14 protein-coding genes and 1 riboswitch are annotated in these 17038 nt (G+C 65.5%); of the genes, 7 read left to right on the top strand and 7 right to left on the bottom strand.

The genetic code is table 11. The features are described 5' to 3' along the window. Positions 1–27 precede the first annotated feature (27 nt). From BUA41_RS00630 to BUA41_RS00605, 6 genes are all read left to right on the top strand, one after another. Positions 28–639, top strand: coding sequence for a TetR/AcrR family transcriptional regulator (locus tag BUA41_RS00630; protein WP_072818645.1), 612 nt, complete (start codon positions 28–30; stop codon positions 637–639). Continuing rightward, complete coding sequence (locus BUA41_RS00625) at positions 636–1994, top strand: efflux RND transporter periplasmic adaptor subunit (RefSeq protein ID WP_245791822.1); 1359 nt, start codon at positions 636–638, stop codon at positions 1992–1994. The genes BUA41_RS00630 and BUA41_RS00625 overlap by 4 nt, the downstream gene beginning before the upstream one ends. Next, positions 1991–5119: an efflux RND transporter permease subunit gene (locus BUA41_RS00620; protein WP_072818640.1), complete on the top strand. Its 3129-nt coding sequence runs from the start codon at positions 1991–1993 to the stop codon at positions 5117–5119. The genes BUA41_RS00625 and BUA41_RS00620 overlap by 4 nt, the downstream gene beginning before the upstream one ends. A 15-nt stretch (positions 5120–5134) precedes the next feature. Continuing rightward, positions 5135–5656 carry a cytochrome c gene (locus BUA41_RS00615; protein ID WP_084670990.1) on the top strand — a complete coding sequence of 174 codons (522 nt, stop codon included), beginning with the start codon at positions 5135–5137 and terminating at the stop codon, positions 5654–5656. A gap of 113 nt (positions 5657–5769) precedes the next feature. After that, positions 5770–8175, top strand: a complete 2406-nt coding sequence (locus BUA41_RS00610) for a Lon protease family protein (RefSeq protein WP_072819401.1) — start codon at positions 5770–5772, stop codon at positions 8173–8175. Continuing rightward, positions 8172–9023 (top strand): putative universal stress family protein, encoded by an 852-nt coding sequence (locus tag BUA41_RS00605; RefSeq protein WP_072818636.1) that lies wholly within the window; start codon positions 8172–8174, stop codon positions 9021–9023. The genes BUA41_RS00610 and BUA41_RS00605 overlap by 4 nt, the downstream gene beginning before the upstream one ends. Here the strand turns inward: BUA41_RS00605 and BUA41_RS00600 are convergent. From BUA41_RS00600 to BUA41_RS00585, 4 genes are all read right to left on the bottom strand, one after another. Further along, the gene (locus tag BUA41_RS00600; protein ID WP_072818633.1) at positions 9020–9823 is read right to left on the bottom strand and encodes a thiazole synthase; all 804 of its coding nucleotides are present in this window, start codon (positions 9821–9823) and stop codon (positions 9020–9022) included. The genes BUA41_RS00605 and BUA41_RS00600 overlap by 4 nt on opposite strands. Further along, on the bottom strand, positions 9823–10032 hold the full coding sequence (thiS, locus tag BUA41_RS00595) for a sulfur carrier protein ThiS (RefSeq protein ID WP_084670988.1): 210 nt from the start codon (positions 10030–10032) through the stop codon (positions 9823–9825). Before thiS ends, BUA41_RS00600 begins: the two co-directional genes overlap by 1 nt. Continuing rightward, complete coding sequence (gene thiO / locus BUA41_RS00590) at positions 10029–11132, bottom strand: glycine oxidase ThiO (protein WP_072818631.1); 1104 nt, start codon at positions 11130–11132, stop codon at positions 10029–10031. The genes thiS and thiO overlap by 4 nt, the downstream gene beginning before the upstream one ends. A 53-nt stretch (positions 11133–11185) precedes the next feature. After that, positions 11186–11289: riboswitch (TPP riboswitch) on the bottom strand. 38 nt (positions 11290–11327) lie between these two features. After that, the gene (locus tag BUA41_RS00585) at positions 11328–12128 is read right to left on the bottom strand and encodes a methyltransferase domain-containing protein (protein WP_072818629.1); all 801 of its coding nucleotides are present in this window, start codon (positions 12126–12128) and stop codon (positions 11328–11330) included. Between the two features lie 145 nt (positions 12129–12273). Here BUA41_RS00585 and BUA41_RS00580 point away from each other — a divergent pair, with 145 nt between their 5' ends. Beyond that, positions 12274–13692 (top strand): dihydrolipoyl dehydrogenase, encoded by a 1419-nt coding sequence (locus BUA41_RS00580; RefSeq protein ID WP_072818627.1) that lies wholly within the window; start codon positions 12274–12276, stop codon positions 13690–13692. A gap of 35 nt (positions 13693–13727) precedes the next feature. Here the strand turns inward: BUA41_RS00580 and BUA41_RS00575 are convergent, their stop codons facing one another. The 3 genes from BUA41_RS00575 to BUA41_RS00565 are packed head-to-tail and all read right to left on the bottom strand — an operon-like array spanning position 13728 to position 16930. Next, complete coding sequence (locus BUA41_RS00575; protein ID WP_072818625.1) at positions 13728–15953, bottom strand: PepSY domain-containing protein; 2226 nt, start codon at positions 15951–15953, stop codon at positions 13728–13730. Positions 15954–15975: 22 nt separating this feature from the next. Further along, a complete protein-coding gene (locus BUA41_RS00570) occupies positions 15976–16458 on the bottom strand; it encodes a DUF2271 domain-containing protein (protein ID WP_072818623.1) in 483 nt (160 codons plus the stop codon). Between the two features lie 58 nt (positions 16459–16516). Further along, positions 16517–16930 (bottom strand): PepSY domain-containing protein, encoded by a 414-nt coding sequence (locus tag BUA41_RS00565; RefSeq protein ID WP_072818621.1) that lies wholly within the window; start codon positions 16928–16930, stop codon positions 16517–16519. Between the last annotated feature and the right edge of the window lie 108 nt (positions 16931–17038).

The following is a 17038-nucleotide window of genomic DNA, read 5'->3' as shown; positions in this document are numbered from 1 at the left end:
CCAATTACTATCTTAAGGAAGACGTCCATGGCAAGAACCCGGCACCTGCCCGCCGAAGAACGCAAGGAACTGACCGTGCGCGCCGTGGTGGAACTGTGCGGTGAGCAGGACCCGGCGCGCATCACTACCGCTTCCATTGCCGAGCGCATGAAGGTGACCCAGGGGGCGCTGTTTCGCCATTTCACCGGCAAGGACGAGATCTGGCAGGCGGTCATGGCCTGGATCGCCGAACAGGTCATGCAGCGTCTCGAGAAGGCCGTCGCCCGAGCCGAGACACCGCTGGCGACCCTGGAGGCCATGTTCATGGCGCATATTCGCTTCATCATCGAACATCCCGGGGTGCCGCGGCTGATGCTCGGGCAGTTGCAGCACGCCGAGCCGACCTCCGCCCAGCAGTTGGTGCGCTCCATGCTGGCCCGGTATCGCGAACGGCTCGCGGCCATTCTGGAGAAGGGCAGGGCGAGCGGTGAGTTGCGTGCCGATCTGGATATCGAAGCGGCGGCCACCCAGTTCGTCGGCACGGTGCAGGGGCTGGTGGTTCAGTCGCTGATCGATGGAGACGTCGCGCGCGTCGCCGAGCAGGCACCGGGTGCTTTCCTGCTTTACCAACGTGGCATTCAGGCCGGGGAGGGATCGTGAGTTCTCGACTCGGACGTGGCTTATTGGTTGTGGCGGGGCTGGCAATCGGCATCTTGCTGATCGTGATCCTGATCTTGAACCGTCAGGCGCCGACGAGGGATGAAGCCACCTCGAACACTCCGACGGTACGGCTCATCGAGGCCGAGCTACTGCCCTTCGTCATCGAGGCCCGGGGCTATGGCACTGCGCGTCCCGCCCGGCGCTGGGACGCCATCGCCAACGTGCCTGGCCGGGTCGTCGAGCGGCATCCCAGGCTGGAGAGCGGCGTACTGCTGGCCAAGGGGACGCCACTGCTGACGATCGACCCCAGCCGCTATCGGCTTGCCGAGGCCGAGACCAAGGCGGAGCTGGCCAGCCTGGCTGCCGAGCAGGTGCAGCTGGAGGCGGAAGCCGAGAATACTCGTCGGCTGCTGGCCCTGGAGCGCGAGCGTCTGCGTCTGGCCGAGCAGGAGCTGTCGCGTATCCGGCGCCTGGAAGCCAGCGGCGCGGTGTCGCGCTCCCGCCTAGACACGGAAGAGCGCGCCACGCTTTCCCAACGCCAGACCGTGCAGTCGCTGGAGAACGAATTGCAGCTGATGCCTTCGCGGCGTCAGCGCCTGGAAGCCGAGACCGAACGGGCCGCCACACACCTGGCCCAGGCTCGCCAGGACCTCGATGATACTCGCTTCGTCGCACCCTATGACCTGCGCCTGGGTGAGGTGGAGGCGGAGCTTCATCAGTACATCAATGCCGGTCAGCGCCTGTTCAGCGCCGATGGCATCGACGCCGCCGAGGTAGTGGCGCAGGTGCCGGTAGACATGCTGCGTCGCTTGCTTGGCACCCAGACCCTCGAGGACGCCGACGGTGGCGCCCTGGATATCGCCGAGCGCCTGGATCTTTCCGCCTTCGATGCCGAGGTGATGCTGGTGGGCGGGCAGGGCGCGCGCTGGCCGGCTCGGGTCGTACGGGTGGCCAACGGTCTGGATCCGGCCACCCGTACCGCCCAGGTCGTGGTGCGGGTCGACGAGCCCTATCGGCACGTGGCGCCGCTGACTCGACCGCCTCTGGTGCGGGACATGTACGTCCAGGTACGCCTGGCGGCCAGGGCCGAGGCGCCACTCATGGTGATCCCTGCGTCGGCGGTCCATCAGGGTGAGGTCTACCTGCTTGACGACGCACAGCGCCTGGTGCGTCAACCGGTCGAGGTCGCTTTCGAGCAGCACGATCTGGCGGTGATCGCGGAAGGGCTCGAGGCGGGCGATCGCGTGATCCTGGATGATGTGGTGCCGGCGATAGGCGGCATGTCGATCGATCCACGCCGCGACGAGGAGGCGGCGAAGCGCCTGCGCCAGCAAGCGCTGGGAGAAACATCATGATTCGCTGGTTCGCTGGTCACCCCACCGCCGCCAACCTGCTTCTTATCCTGCTGCTGGCGGTAGGGCTGTTTGCCGTTCCCAGCCTCAAGCGCGAGACTTTTCCCGACTACCTGCCCGGTGAGGTCGGCATCGAGGTGGCGTATCGGGGTGCCACCGCCGCGGATGTGGAGGATGAGATCTGCCGTCGTCTTCATGATGGCCTGACCGGCGTGGACTTCCTCGAGGAGTTCGTCTGCGTGGCCCAGGACAACCTGGCCAGTGCCACGGCCACCATGGAGGACGAGGGCGATATCGGCCGCTTCGTGGACGATATTTCCACCGAGGTCGAGGCCATCACCGACTTTCCTGAGCAGGCCGAGCCGCCGGTGGTGCGCGAACTGCATCGCAGCGATCTGGTGGCGGCGGTGGCCGTGAGTGGCGACATGTCGCTGTCCGACCTGGAAGATTATGCCAAGCGCCTGGAAGATCGCCTGCTGGGTTTGCCCGGCGTCGCCAAGGTCGATATCCAAGGGCTTTCCCAGCGCCAGTGGCAGATCGAGATTCCTCAGGAAATACTCGCCCAGTATGGCCTGTCGGCGAGCGAGCTGGCGGCGATCCTCGCCCGTCAGAACGTCGACATGCCATTGGGTACCCTGGAAACCCCGCGCCAGGACATCCAGCTGCGCTTCACCGATCAGCGTCACACCCTGAGCGAGCTGGCCAAGGTCGTGGTCTTGTCGAGCCCCGCTGGGGGCGAGCTTCGCCTGGGGCAGATCGCCACCCTGCGTGAAACCCCCGAGCGTGAAGAGGAGAAGGTCTGGTTCGACGGCCGGCGCGCCCTGGTGCTCGAGGTGCACAAGACGCTGCGCGATGATGCCCTGGACGTGATGGATGCCTTGCAGGCGGTGGTCGAGAACGAGCGCCGGCGATTGAATGGCGAGGTCTCGCTGACCGTGACCCAGGACATGACCAGTATCGTGCGCGACCGCCTGCAGATGCTGGTCGAGAACGGCCTCATCGGTTTCGTGCTGGTGGTGCTGGTGATGAGCCTGTTCTTTCGGCCACGTCTGGCGCTCTGGGCAGTGCTGGGATTGCCGGTGGCCTTCCTGGGGGCCTTCGCGGTGATGGGGTTCGCCGGCTTGTCGTTGAACATGATCACCCTGGTGGCGCTGTTGATGGCGATCGGCATCGTCATGGACGACGCCATCGTGATCACCGACAACATCGCCGCTCATGCCCGGGAGGAGGCCACGCCGCTGGAGGCGGTGGTCGCAGGCACCCGCGGTGTGCTGCCCGGCGTGCTGTCGTCCTTCCTGACGACGGTAGCGGTCTTCATGCCGCTCTCCTTTCTCGCCGGTGAGCTGGGCGATGTGCTCGAGGTGCTGCCGGTAGCATTGATTGCCGCCCTGGCGGCGAGCCTGATAGAAGCCTTCCTGATCCTGCCGCACCATCTCAAGGGCGGCATTCCTCGACTGCAAGCCGAGCCGTCGCGGCTGCGTGCCGGCTTCGAGGCTCGCTTCGAGGCGTTTCGTGAAGGCGTCGGGCGTATTGCCGATGAGGCAATTCGCTTTCGCTACGCCGTGCTGAGTGGCGTGCTGGTCCTGTTGCTCGGCTCCATGGGCTATCTCGCCGGCGGGCATATCGGCAGCGAGGCCATGCCCGAGATCGACGGCGACGTGCTAGAGGCGCGCATTTTGATGCCCCAGGGCACGCCGCTCGAGCGTACCGAGGCGGTGGCGTCCCATGTCACGAACGCCCTGCGCGAGATCGACGCGCACCTGACGCCCGAGCAGCCGGGTGAGGAACCTCTGGTGCGTGCCATCCAGGTGCGTTTCAACCACAACCCCAGCGCTCAGGAAGCCGGGGCCCATGTCGCCACGGTGATGGTCGATCTGCTCACCGCCGAGCGACGCAGTGTGAGTCTGGACGAAGTGACCATGCGCTGGCGCCGGGCGATCGGCGATGTCCCGGGGCTGGTCAGCTTGATCATCCAGGAGCCCGGGTTCGGGCCTGCGGGCACGCCCATCGAGGTGCGCCTGCAGGGAGAGGATCTAGATGCACTCAAGGCCGCCTCCCTGGAATTCGCCCAGCATCTCGCCGGTTATGCGGGGGTATACAACGTCATCGACGATCTGCGGCCCGGCAAGCCTCAGCGCCGTCTGTCCTTGGCCGAGGGCGCCCATGGGTTGGGGATCTCCGCACAAGAGGCGGCGAACCAGTTGCGTGCCGCCTTGCTCGGCGAGATCAGCGATACCCTGCGCATCGGCCAGCGGGATGTGGAAATCCTGGTGCGTCATGCCGAACAGGACCGGCAGAGCCTGGATGATCTGGAGGATCTGACCGTGCAGCTTCCGGAAGGGCACCGCGTGCCCCTCGACGTGGCTGCCCGCATCGACAAGGCGCGGGACTGGGCTCGCATCACCCGACTCGATGGCATGCGTACCGTGACCCTGAGCGCCAACGTGGCGGCCTCCACGGCCAATGCCCAGGCAATCGTCGACGATATCCGCACTGACTGGTTGCCTGGCTTCCAGGAACGCCATCCCGAGGTGACGGTCGCCTTCGAGGGACAGGTCGCCCGCTCCGCGGAGACCGGCGGTTCGATCCAGCGCGCCCTGGCGATCGGCCTGATCGGGATTTTTGTCATCCTTTCCTTCCAGTTCAGAAGCTACATCGAACCGCTGATCGTCATGCTGTCGATCCCTCTGGCTTTCATCGGTGCGTTGTGGGGGCATGTGCTGATGGGTTTCTATCTCTCCATGCCCTCTCTGATCGGCGCGGCGTCCCTGGCGGGCATCGTGGTCAACAACGCCATCCTGCTGATTCACTTCATCAAGGGCTACCGCGCCTCGGGGCAATCCGCCATCGCCGCGGCGGGGCAGGCCAGCCGCGACCGGCTGCGCGCCATCCTGATCTCCTCGACCACCACCATCGCCGGACTCTTGCCGCTGCTGGCCGAGACCAGCGCCCAGGCGGCGGCGGTGCAGCCGCTGGTGATCGCGGTGGTGTTCGGCTTGCTTTCCTCTACCGTGCTGGTGCTGGTCGTGATCCCGGCGCTGTATGTGATCTTCGACGACCTGGGCTGGGCGCGGGTGGAGGATGTTACGCCCCGGGAGGTACTGCCCGATGCAAGCAAGCCAACGTAAAGCGAGGTGTAGATCATGAACAAGAGACATGCTTACAGAGCCATCGGATCGGCTGCCATGCTGGCGAGCCTGACATTGAGCGGCGCCGTTTTCGCGGCAGAACCGGTGGGTCCGAAGCTGACCGATAAGCTGCGCGGGCTGCTGGTAAAGGAGATGGTCGAGATCGAGGCGGCCATGCAGGCGACCTACAGTGCCATCGTCCAGGGCAAGCACGACGAGGTGGCGCAGAGGGGCCAGGCCATCCACGACAGCTTCATCCTCGAGCAGTCCCTGACCGAGCAGGACCGCCAGGATCTGAAGGCGGCGGTACCCAAGGGGTTCCTGCAGATGGATGAGCACTTTCATCAGCTGTCGGCATCCCTGGCCGAGGCAGGGGAACGGCAGGACACCCAGGCCCAGGTCGAGACCTTCAATCGCATGACCGAGTCCTGCGTGGCCTGCCACAGCCGCTACGTGACAGATCGGTTCGAGGGTCTGGAGGATCCATCGATTCCCGAGGGCTGGGGGCACCACGACGGGGTGGCCAGTGAACCGTGATCCCAAGCGCGCCTGCCTCTCCCGCTCTGTAGCGGCGTTTCTCAGGGTCTTGATCGTCCTGGCCCGTCGGCTATTCTCGAACATGAAAGCTTTGCATGCGAGACGAGGAATCCATGACGGGCCATCCCGAACCGCTTGCCGTCGACCGGCTCTATCGACATTGCGATCCGGATTCGCTGGACTTCGAGACCAGCGATGAACTGGAACCTCTCGATCAACTGATCGGCCAGGAGCGGGCCCTGGAGGCGTTGCGTTTCGGCACCGGCATCCAGGGGCAGGGCTACAATCTCTTCGTGCTGGGGCCGTCCGGGGCCGGCAAGCACGAGATCGTGCAACGCTTTCTTCACGAGCGTTCCCGTCAGGCGCCGACGCCTTCCGACTGGTGCTACCTGCATGATTTCAAGCAGGGCAGCCATCCGCGCCTCATCGAATTGCCGGCGGGGAAGGGCGCGCGCTTCCGACGCGACCTGGAACAGCTGGTCGACGAATTGCAGCATGCCATTCCCGCCACCTTCGAGAGCGACGAGTACCAGAGCCGCCTGCACGAGATCCAGCAGGAGCTCGGTCAGCGCCAGAGCGAAGCCTTTCGCGAGATCGGCAAGGAAGCCGAGCAGGATCACATCGCCCTGATTCAGTCCCCTAACGGCTTCAGCTTCGCCCCGCGCAACGACGAAGGCGAGGTGATGGACGTGGAGGCGTTTCAGGCGCTGCCCGAGGAGCGTCGCCAGGCGATCCAGCGCACCATCGCGACGCTGCAGGAGAAGCTGCAGAGGACGATTCAGCAGATGCCGCGCTGGCGCAAGGAAGTGCAGCAGCGCATCCGGGAACTCAACGAGGAGATGGCGACGGCTTCGGTAGGGCCGCTGATCGAGGAGCTGCGCGAGACCTATCGCGATCACCCCCGAGTCGTCGAGCACGTCAACGCCATCCAGCAGGACGTGACCGAGAGCATCAATGCGTTGATCAGCCAGGAGGCGCGCAGCAACGGCTCCATGGCGTCGGTCTTCAGTCGCTATCAGGCCAATCTGCTGGTGGACAATGCCGAGCAGGAGGGCGCGCCGGTGGTCTACGAGGACATGCCGACCTATCAGCATCTGGTGGGACGGGTGGAGCACCAGGTGCACCAGGGGGCGCTGCTGACCGACTTCCGTCTGATCCGGGCCGGCGCGCTGCATCGCGCCAATGGCGGCTACCTGATCCTCGATGTCGCCAAGGTGCTCACCCAACCCTTCGTCTGGGAGAGTCTCAAACGCGCCCTTTACGGGGCCCGGGTGAAGATCGAATCCCTGGAGCGGCTCTACAGCCTCGCCAGCACCGTCTCCCTGGAGCCCGAGCCAATGCCGCTGGACCTCAAGGTCGTGCTGATCGGCAATCGCATGCTCTACTACCTGCTCTGTGCCCACGACCCGGATTTCCTGGAGCTGTTCAAGGTGCAGGCGGATCTCGAGGAAGACGTGCAGCGCGATACGAGCACCCAGCGACTCTATGCGCGCCTGTTCGCCACCCTGGCCCGGGAGGCGAATCTCAAGGCCCTGGGACGCGACGCCGTGGCGCGGCTGATCGAGCATGCCAGTCGCCTCGCCGATGACAGTGAACGTCTATCTATCCACCGGCGCGCCTTCAGCGATCTGCTGCGGGAGGCGGACTACTGGGCCGCCCAGGCGGGAAGCGATCGGGTCACCGCCGAGCATGTGCAAGAGGCCATCGACCAGCAGGTCTACCGTGCCTCGCGGGTGCATGAAAGCATGGAGCGCTCGATCCTGCGCGACATCATGCTCATCGACACCGCCGGGGAGGCCTTGGGTCAGGTCAACGGCCTGTCGGTGATCCAGCTCGGCGGTCACGCCTTCGGCCGGCCCACCCGCATCACCGCCACGGCGCGGCCGGGGCGCGGCGGCCTGGTGGATATCGAGCGCGAGGCCAAGCTGGGCGGCAACATCCACTCCAAGGGAGTGATGATCCTGTCACGCCTGTTGGCCTCGCGCTACGCCGGTGAATCGGCGCTGTCCCTGTCGGCGAGCCTGGCCTTCGAGCAGTCCTACGGCATGGTCGACGGCGACAGCGCCTCCGTGGCCGAGTTCTGCGCCTTGCTCTCGGTGCTTGCCAGGACGCCGTTGCGGCAATCCCTGGCGGTGACCGGTTCCGTCAACCAGCACGGGCAGGTGCAGGCGGTGGGCGGCGTCAACGAGAAGATCGAAGGGTTTTTCGACATCTGTCAGGCCCGGGGACTGGATGGCAGTCACGGTGTCCTGCTGCCCGGGGCCAACGTGGTGCACCTCATGTTGCGCCGCGATGTGGTCGAGGCGGTTCGGGCCGAGCGTTTCCATGTGTATCCGATCGATAGCGTGGACGAGGCCATCGGCCTGTTGACCGGAGTGGCCGCCGGCGAGCGTGATGCGGACGGCTGCTTCCCTGTCGATACCCTTAATCGACGCGTCGCGGATCGTCTGCGCGAATTCACCGACATCGGCCGCCAGCAGAGTGATGGCGACAATCGGCGGGATGGCAAATCGCCATGACGACTCGTGATGATGCCCGCTTGATCCAGCGCGTCGTGGTGCTGCTCGACGGCGGCCGTCGCGCCCAGCTGCTGCTCGACGAGGTCGCACAGCTGGCCAAGCGCGAAGACGCCGAGCTCGTCGGACTCTTTGTCGAGGACACCGAGCTGCTGCGGGCCGCCAGCCTGCCCTGCGGGGGCGAGATTGGCCTGATTTCGGGAAGCCTGCGCCCGGTGGCACCGGAGGCGCTGGAACGCCGGCTGCGCCAGCAGGCGGATCGACTGCAGTCGCTGCTCGCCGCCACGGCGGGTCGCCATGCCCTGCGCTGGCGTCTCGAGATCAATCGCGATCACCTCGAGGCCGCGGCCCTGGCCGCCACCATGGCGGATGATCTGCTCGTGCTCTATCGGGCCGGCTGGCGACACCCTCCCGAGGGTGGCTTCACCAGTCGTACCCTCAGCCGCATGCTCGGCGCCGCTCACTGCCGGGTGATGATGCTCGGCGAGTCGGCCTCGATGGGCGCGCATCCCATCGTCGCCTTCCAGGCACCAGGGGAGGCCGGCCAGCGTGCCATGAACGAAGCGCTGCGCCTGGCGCGGATCGCGAATCAGGAGCTGCTCGTGCTGTTGCCTCACAGCGTCGAACAGGACGAGCGCGCCCGGGCGGCCATCGAGGCCTGGGGCGCGCGGCAGGGGCGGAGCCCGCGCTGCATTCCCTTCGAGGGGGAAGACATCGCGACGCTCGTCGCATTACTCAGAAAGGAACGCGCCGGCGCGTTGGTCCTGCCCCGGGAGCACGCGCTGTTGCGCGGCGTGGCAGGGGAGAGGCTGCTGGAAAAGAGCGATATTGCACTGATCGTCGTTCCCTAGCCTTGAGTCATCCCATGCCAGAACGGCTGCCCCAGCGTCGGGGTGCTGGGGCTGGCGGTCTGCTGGCGCTCCATCAACCCGGCCAGATGAGCGCGCCGTCCCGCATCGATGGCCTCCCTGAAGGCCCCTGCCATCTGCGGCGGGTTGTGGGCGCGCGCCACGGCGGTGTTGAGCAGGATGGCGTCGAAGCCTAGTTCCATGGCTTCGCAGGCCTGAGAGGGCGCGCCGAGGCCGGCATCGATGATCAACGGCACGTCGAGGCGTTCGCGCAGGGTGCGCAGGGCGTAGCGATTGTTCAGCCCAAGGCCGGTGCCGATCGGGGCGCCCCAGGGCATCAGTGCCTGGCAGCCGGCGTCGATCAGGCGCTGGCAAAGGATCAGGTCGTCGCTGCAGTAGGGCAGCACCTTGAACCCCTGGGCGACCAGTTCGCTGGCGGCTTCCACCAGACCGAAGGGGTCGGGGTGCAGGGTGTAGTCGTCGCCGATCACCTCGAGTTTGATCCAGGGTGTGTCGAACAGCTCCCGGGACATCTCGGCGAGGGTGATCGCCTCCCGGGCGCTGCGGCATCCCGCGGTGTTGGGCAGCAGCCTGCATCCGCTGTCGCGGATGAGGCCAAAGAAGGCGTCGCCGTGGCCTTCCGCCGGGCCCTGTCGTCGCAGGCCCAGGGTGACGATCTCGCAGCCGGCGGCGCGAATGGCTTCCTGCATCTGTGCCGGCGAGTCGTAGAGGGCGGTGCCCAGCAGAAAGCGACTGGTGAAGCGCTCACCGTAGAGGACCAGGTCGTTCGGTGTGTCGGTCATCAGCCACCTCCTATCGGGGCCACGATATCGATGCGTGCGTTGTCCTGCAGGCGCTGCGAGGCGTAGGCGGAACGCGGCACGAATTCATCGTCGACCGCTACCGCGATGCGCTGCCCGGCATAGCCCCACCGAGCCAGGGCATCGGCCAGTGTGGTGTCGGCGGGCACCGTGGTGGATTCACCGTTCAGGCTCAGGGTAATGGTATTCATGGACTCACCTCCTGGAGCGGTCGGACATCGAGGATCGACCTGAAAGGAAGCTGGGTGTCGCCCTCGAGCCGTGCCAGCACATGGCTGGCCACCGCGGGTGCCAGCAGATAGCCGTGGCGGAACAGACCGTTGGCGGAAATCAGCCCGGGCTGCTGGGTGACGCGGGGCAGGTTGTCGTGAAACGCCGGGCGCAGGTTGACTCCCTGCTCGAGGATGCGTGCCTCGGCGAAGGCCGGCGACAGGGTGAACAAGGCGCTGCCCAGCTCCAGTGACGATTGCAGCGACATCGGCGAGCGGTCCTCGCTCTCGATCTGGGTGGCACCGATCACGAAGCGGTGGCCGGGCTTGGGCACCACGTAGAGTTGATAGCGCGGATGCATCAGGCGCACCGGACGGGAAAGATGCACTTCGCTGGTACGCACGTGCAACGTTTCGCCGCGTACGCCACGAAGCCCGGGCTGGCGAGGTCGGGCGCCGGTGCCACGGCAGTCGATCACCCAATCGAAACGCTGCCGCCCGCCGGGGGTGACGATTTCGCCCGGGGCCGTCTCGACCGGGCAGTGAGCATGGCATTGCCCGCCCAGGCCACGAATCTCCGCCAACAGGCGAACGAGCAGCTCGCGGTTGTCCAGATGCGCCTCGTTCTCGAGATACAGCCCCTGGCGCAGCCCCGGAGCGAGATCCGGCTCCAGGTGGTGCAATCCGGCGTGATCCAGCGCCTGCAGGTTGGCCTGTTCACCCAGGGCATGCTCCAGATCGCGACGAAACTGGTTCAGGGCGGCCATGTCCTGGGGATGGGCGACCACCAGGCTGCCCTTGGCGTGCCATAGCGCTTCGGCGTCGAGTTCGGCGAGCCACTTCGGCCACTGGGCCAGGGCGAAGGTGCCCATGGCGTAGATGCTCGCTTCCGAGACGGCGGTCTCGCACTGTGGCGCGACCATCCCGGCCGCCGTCCAGGCGGCAGCGGGGGGCGTATCCAGATCGCCGGCATCGAAGAGACTGACGCGCCGACCGCCGCGCAACAGCCGCCAGGCGAGCAGGCGGCCCAGCAGTCCAGCGCCGGCGATGGCGACGTGAGAAGAAGGAGAAATGGAGGTCATGGGAACATCCGGCCAAGTGAAAACGAAGAGGGCGCGGATGGAATGAGCGAATCGGTAAGCATGAGCTTGTTCCCTCCGCAGGCATCAACCTGATCAGGTTCAACGGGTTCGGCGGTCACCGATCTCAGCCCTGGTGAGGGCACCCCGACAAGTCTCGCCAATATAATCGTGGGAGGCCGGCGGTGCAATGGCCTCTCAGGAACGCTGAACCACATCCCAATCGATCAGTGCCCAGCGCAAGGGCGTGCCCCCGGCGGCGGCCCGCTCGGGGTTGGCGTCGTACCAGGTTTTGAGTCGTGCGGCTTCCTCGGTGGTCAGCTCGCCTAGCGACCAGGCCACGCGCTGGGCGAATTCGTCGAAGTCCCGGGTACCGGCCAGGCGGCTGGGCACCTCGATATAGCTCAGCCGTGGATGGATGCCCTGGGCATGGAGCAGGTTGACGGCATAGACGTAGTCGGGAACGGAAGCACGTTGACGTCCCAGCAATGCGGTGAGATCGGCGTCGATGAAGTGGCCGCCCACTAACTGGGTCATGTAGACCCTCTGGCGAGCATGCGCGTTGAGCTTGGCGAGGGCGTCCTGCAGCTCGGTCACCATGCCGGAGCGCGAGGCCACCACGATGTCGCAGCGGGGAACGTCGTGCCAGTCATCTTCCCAGGCGCAAAGCAGGGGGGTGACATTGTCGAGACCGAGGTGCCGGGCGTTGTTTTCCAGCTGTTCGAGCATGGCCGGGCTGTAATCCATGCCGATCACCTGCTCCAGGCGGTCGGCCAGCAGCAAGCCGATGGTGCCGGGACCGCACCCGACATCCAGCAGGCTGCGGCTGCCGGTCAGGTCCATTCGCGAGAGGAAAGTCTCGGCGTAGATGCCGCCGAGGGGCTTGCGTCCCAGCGCCTCGGCCCGGGCGTCCCAGGCGCTGGCCGGCTTGGGTTGGCGTTCAGCTCGTGCCATGTGCTGGCGGTAGAGGGCGGCAAAATCGATGTCATCGATGGTCATGGGCAGGCAACCGGAGTGTGTCTTGATAAAGGTATTTTTGATGCATGTTCAAAGATGGCAGCAACAGGAAGGGGGCGCAAATTGGCTCAAGTTCGCCGGGTTTTGTATGTTGACTCATGGAGCCATGTCGGACTCGGGAGGAACCATGACACGACACGCGAAGATTGTGATTCTGGGGGCCGGCACGGCAGGACTCACGGCACTCAAGGAGGCACAGCGCTACACCGATGACGTGCTGCTGATCAATGACGGTCGCTATGGCACGACCTGCGCGCGGGTCGGTTGCATGCCTTCGAAGGCGTTGCTCGAGGTGGCGCATGCCTTCGCAAGGCGCGACTGGCTGGCGGCAAGCGGGGTCCGGGGCAGCAAACCCTTACAGGCGGACCTGCCTGCCATCATGGCCCACGTTCGCAAGCTGCGGGATCGTTTCATCACGGGGCCGATCGAGACCGCCGAATCCCTGGGAGAGCGCAGCCTCCAGGGACGAGCGCGCTTCCTCGATGCCCAGACCCTCGAGATCGAGGGTGAGCGGATCCACGCCGAGGCCGTGATCATTGCCACCGGCACGCGCCCGGTCGTGCCCGAGGCCTGGCGGTCCCTGGGGGGGCGTATCGTCACCTCGGATGATGTCTTCGAGCTCAAGTCGCCGGGCCGGCGTGTGGGGGTGGTCGGCCTGGGGCCGATCGGCGTGGAGCTGGGTCAGGCCTTCGCCCAGCTCGGCTGCGAGGTGCAGGCCTTCACGCGTGGAACCTCCGTGGCCGGCCTGAGCGACCCGAAGGTCAACGCCAGCCTGCTCGAGGTGCTGGAAAGCCAGATGGCGGTCACCACCGAGGCAGAGGTGACGCTTCAGCCGAACCACTCAGGCGTGATGATCCGAGGAGGCGGGAAGGAAGTAGAGGTCGACTGGGTGCTCGCTTCCCTGGGGCGGCGGCCCAACATCGAGGGACTGGGCCTGGAGAACCTGGGGGTGGAGCTCGATGGGCGGGGGCTGCCCGCCTTCGACCCTGCCACGCTACGGCTCGGTGATCTGCCGATCTATATCGCCGGCGACGTGAGCGGACAGCGACCGTTGATGCACGAGGCGGCAGACGAGGGACGAATAGCGGCCTACCATGCGTTGCACCCCGATGCCGAATGCCTGGCCCGACGCGTCCCGCAAGGCATCGTCTTCACCGAACCCGGTGCCGGTCACGCGGGCCTGACCCATCGGGAGCTTCCCGATTCCGGTATCGTCACGGGAACCGCCGACTTCACCAGACAGCCTCGGGCCTTGATGGCAGGACGCAACGCCGGCTTGATGCATCTCTACGTCGACGAGGAGGACGGGCGCCTGCGCGGGGCAGAGATCGTGACGCCGGACGCGGAACACCTGCTGCATCTGCTTGCCTGGTCGATCCAGCAGGGGATGACGGTCGACCAGATGCTGCAGATGCCGTTTTACCACCCGACCCTGGAAGAGGGGTTGCGGGGCGCACTGCAATCCGCTCGACGCAAGCTCGGCAAGCGGCGCACCCAACCCGACCTGCCACTCTGCCATGAGGCGGCCGATTGGGCCTTGGGCTAGCCGAAGTCGACGAAACCTCGAGAAGAAACTTGGGGTCAATAGACGTCTTCACGATAGCGCCCCTGGGCCTTGAGCGTCGCCACGTCCATGCCCAGCGGTGCGACGATGTCGTTCAGCGCGGCCATGACGCTCGCCGCCATGTCGCGACCGCCGCAGACCAGGATCTGCGCGCCCTTCTCTATCAGCCGGCGCAGTTCCGGGCCATCCACGGCGATCTTGTCCTGTACATAGGCACGTTCATCGACGCGGGAGAAGACGGTGTTCAACTCTGTCAGCCGCCGGTCCGCGAGATAGGCGTTCAGTTCAGGCTCATAAAGGAAGTCGGACTGCGGGTTGCGACCGCCCCAGTAGAGGTGCATGGGGTGATGCGCCTTGTTGTGGCGGATGAAACCGACCAGCGGACCGATGCCGGTGCCGGCGCCGATCAGCACGATTGGCGCCTTGCCGGAGGCGGGGCGGAAGTCCGGGTTGGGCTGGATGAAGGCCTCGATGGTGCCGCCTATCGGCAGCGCATGGAGAAAGCTCGAACACAGGCCGCCGGGGTGGTGACGCACACAGATCTCCAGCATGCCATCTTTTGAGGCGGAGGCCAGGGAATAGAAGCGCGGCACCTGGCTGTCAGGTGGCAGTATGCCGACCAGGTCGCCGGCCTCGAAATGTGGCAACCCGGTGCGTCCCAGCAAACGACTCAGCAGGCCGGTCTTGCCGCTACCTTCAGGCACCTTGAAGCGCAGCACGGCGGTGGGGGCCTGCACGTCGGTACCGTAATCCACCCGCTCGGCGAGTTCCAGCATGGCGGTGCGCGGACGTACCGGGGTATGAACCAGCGTCAACTCGGTGCCGAGCACCTTGCCCACGGCGTCGCCCCAGCGAGTGAATTCCTGCGGCGACTGACGGTTGATGGTGTCGAGCGGCAGCAGTTGTTGCCAACCTTTGGCGATCAGTGCCGCCTCGACCTCCTTCGCGAATCCGCAGAATTGCGGGAACTGCCGATCGCCGAAACCCAGCACGGCGGTGGAAAGCCTGGGCGCCTCCTTGATCTTCTCGAGCCGCGCCAGGAATTGGTTGGCCGAGGCCGGCGCATCGCCGTCTCCGTAGGTCGCGGTGAGGATGAACAGCCGTTTCGCGCTGCGATACCGCGGGGCCAACTGGTTCATGGGGGCGGTATGTACGCGCTGGCCCGCCTGGACCAGGCTGTCGTGCAGGGTCTTGGCGAAGCCCCAGGTCGTGTTGCCTTCGCTGCCGACGAGGATCACGCTGTCCGCGGCGTTCGGCCCACTGTTGGCGGCAAGCTTCGGTTTGGACCGGTGGCGTTTCCACCAGATCATCGTGCCGGTCACGGCCATCACCGGTACCGTCAGGGCGGCCAGGCCGAGGGTCAGGCCAAGCCACCAAAGGCCTTCGCCGGTGTGGAGCCTATAGATGAACTCATAAAACTTGTGAGTTGCGTCATGGGGCTGATAGGCGAGCCACTCACCGCTGGCCTGGTCGATGTAGCCGGCACCCTGATCGGTGCCCAGGGAATACATGTCCGTGGGATCGTCCGGATAGGGATAGACCAGCTCTCGGAGGTCGCTTAAGTCCGTTGTCTTCAGGGCCGATAGGGTATCGATGGCAGCGGGAGGGCCGCCATCGACCTCCAGCGGGAATTCGGGTTCAGCCTCCACGCCTTCCGAGGCCAGACCGAAGGTGGTGGCGGAGAGATAGGACCCGGTCAGCCCCGACAGCAGCAGGCCGAGAATCGCCGCCCGACCGAGTTCGATGTGCAGTCGCTGGCTCAGCGTGCCGCGCACCGGATGCAGCAACTGGCGCCATCCGCCCAGGCGAGCGGCCAGCAGCATGGCGCCGGAGATCGCCAGCACGACCATCGCCAGTGCTGTGATGCCCGACACCGCGCGCCCGGGCATGTCGAGCAGCAAGGAACGGTGCAGGTTCTTCACCCAGCGTGAGAACGATGACGACTCATAGGGAGCGATGGCCTGCCCGGTGCGTGGGTCCACTCGATCGGCTCTCACCTGGCCGTCTCGAGTGTAATAGACGATGAGGGTGCCCGAGGGCGTGCGCTCGATCTGTTCGGCTCGCGGGTAATGTTCCTTTATTTTGCCCGCCAGCTCGGCAACGCTGACTTGCTCAGTGGCGGGAACCACGGTTCCTGCCCGTTCGAGCGCCGGATTGAGCGACAGGATCGCCCCGGTCACCGAGAGAACGATGACGAACAGCGCCACGATCAGGCCGGGCAGCGAATGAAGCTGGCGTAGCATGGTATCTGTGCTCCTCGATCAATCAGAAGGTGTAGCGGAACGACTGCACGTAGCCACGGCCCGATACCGACTGGCCTGCGCCCTCGGTGGTCAGCGGTACGACGACGTCGGCACGGTTGTCGCGCATGTCCTCGACGGCGGTATCCACGCGCACTTCATACCCGGCATCGATCAGCTCGTCGGCAATGTCGAGGGTGATATTCAGGGTGCGGCCGCTGCCGACGCTGGCGCCGGTCAGTCCGTCATATTCGCTGCTACGCAGGCCGCTGCCTCGCGCCCAGTCCCGCAGGTGCTTGTAGTATTTCGACTTCTCTCCGGCGATCCAGAGCGTACCCTGGTACTGGCCATTGGCGTCGGTGAGGTAGAGCGCCACATAGGCACCATCGCCGCCGTAGCTTTTCAGCTCGGTGGTGAACGTCACTTCGCGTGCCTGGGCGAGGGTCGGCAGCGCGATGGCGGCGACAAGGCCAAGCGTAAGGGCAAGAGCAAGAGTGAGTTTTTTCATCATCTGTCTCCGTCACGTGTCGGTATCGGGCAATCTGGCATCCGTATGAAACAACGCATCACTCGATGCGAACGGACGGCTTGCCGCGGACAATGCCGTTGTTAGGGGCGGTGCGGGTCTCCGGGCGCCGCTTGGTGGCTTCGCGGTCGTCATCGTCATCATCGTCATCATCGTCGTCGGAGTCTTCGTATTCCTCATCGTCGTATTCGATTTCCAGCTTGCGCAGGCGCAGCGACGTCGGGGCATACTCCGCCTCGACCCTGTTGCCGTCCTGATCGAGGCCCTTGACCTCGTAGCAGCCGTCGTCGATCTTGATACGGCGCACCTGCCAGCCCTTGGCCTCGAGTTGCTGGCGCAGGACTTCCCGAGGCTGCCAGTCGGCGACCGCATCAGGACAGTCGTCATCGGCGAAGCTCATTCCGGTCGCCAGGGTGGCGGCCAGCGTGGTGGTGACGAGCAGTGGCGTTTTCATGGTTTTCTCCAGATGATGTTCACGTTGTCACTGTAGACCGGCCACCTGACAGGAATCTGAAGTGACTACGCCAGATTCGATGTAAAAGCGATTCGGCCTCGTTCAGGT

The sequence above is a fragment of the Modicisalibacter ilicicola DSM 19980 genome, assembly GCF_900128925.1.
GTDB classification, from domain to species: Bacteria; Pseudomonadota; Gammaproteobacteria; order Pseudomonadales; family Halomonadaceae; genus Modicisalibacter; species Modicisalibacter ilicicola.
This window is presented reverse-complemented; position numbering and strand designations above follow the sequence as displayed.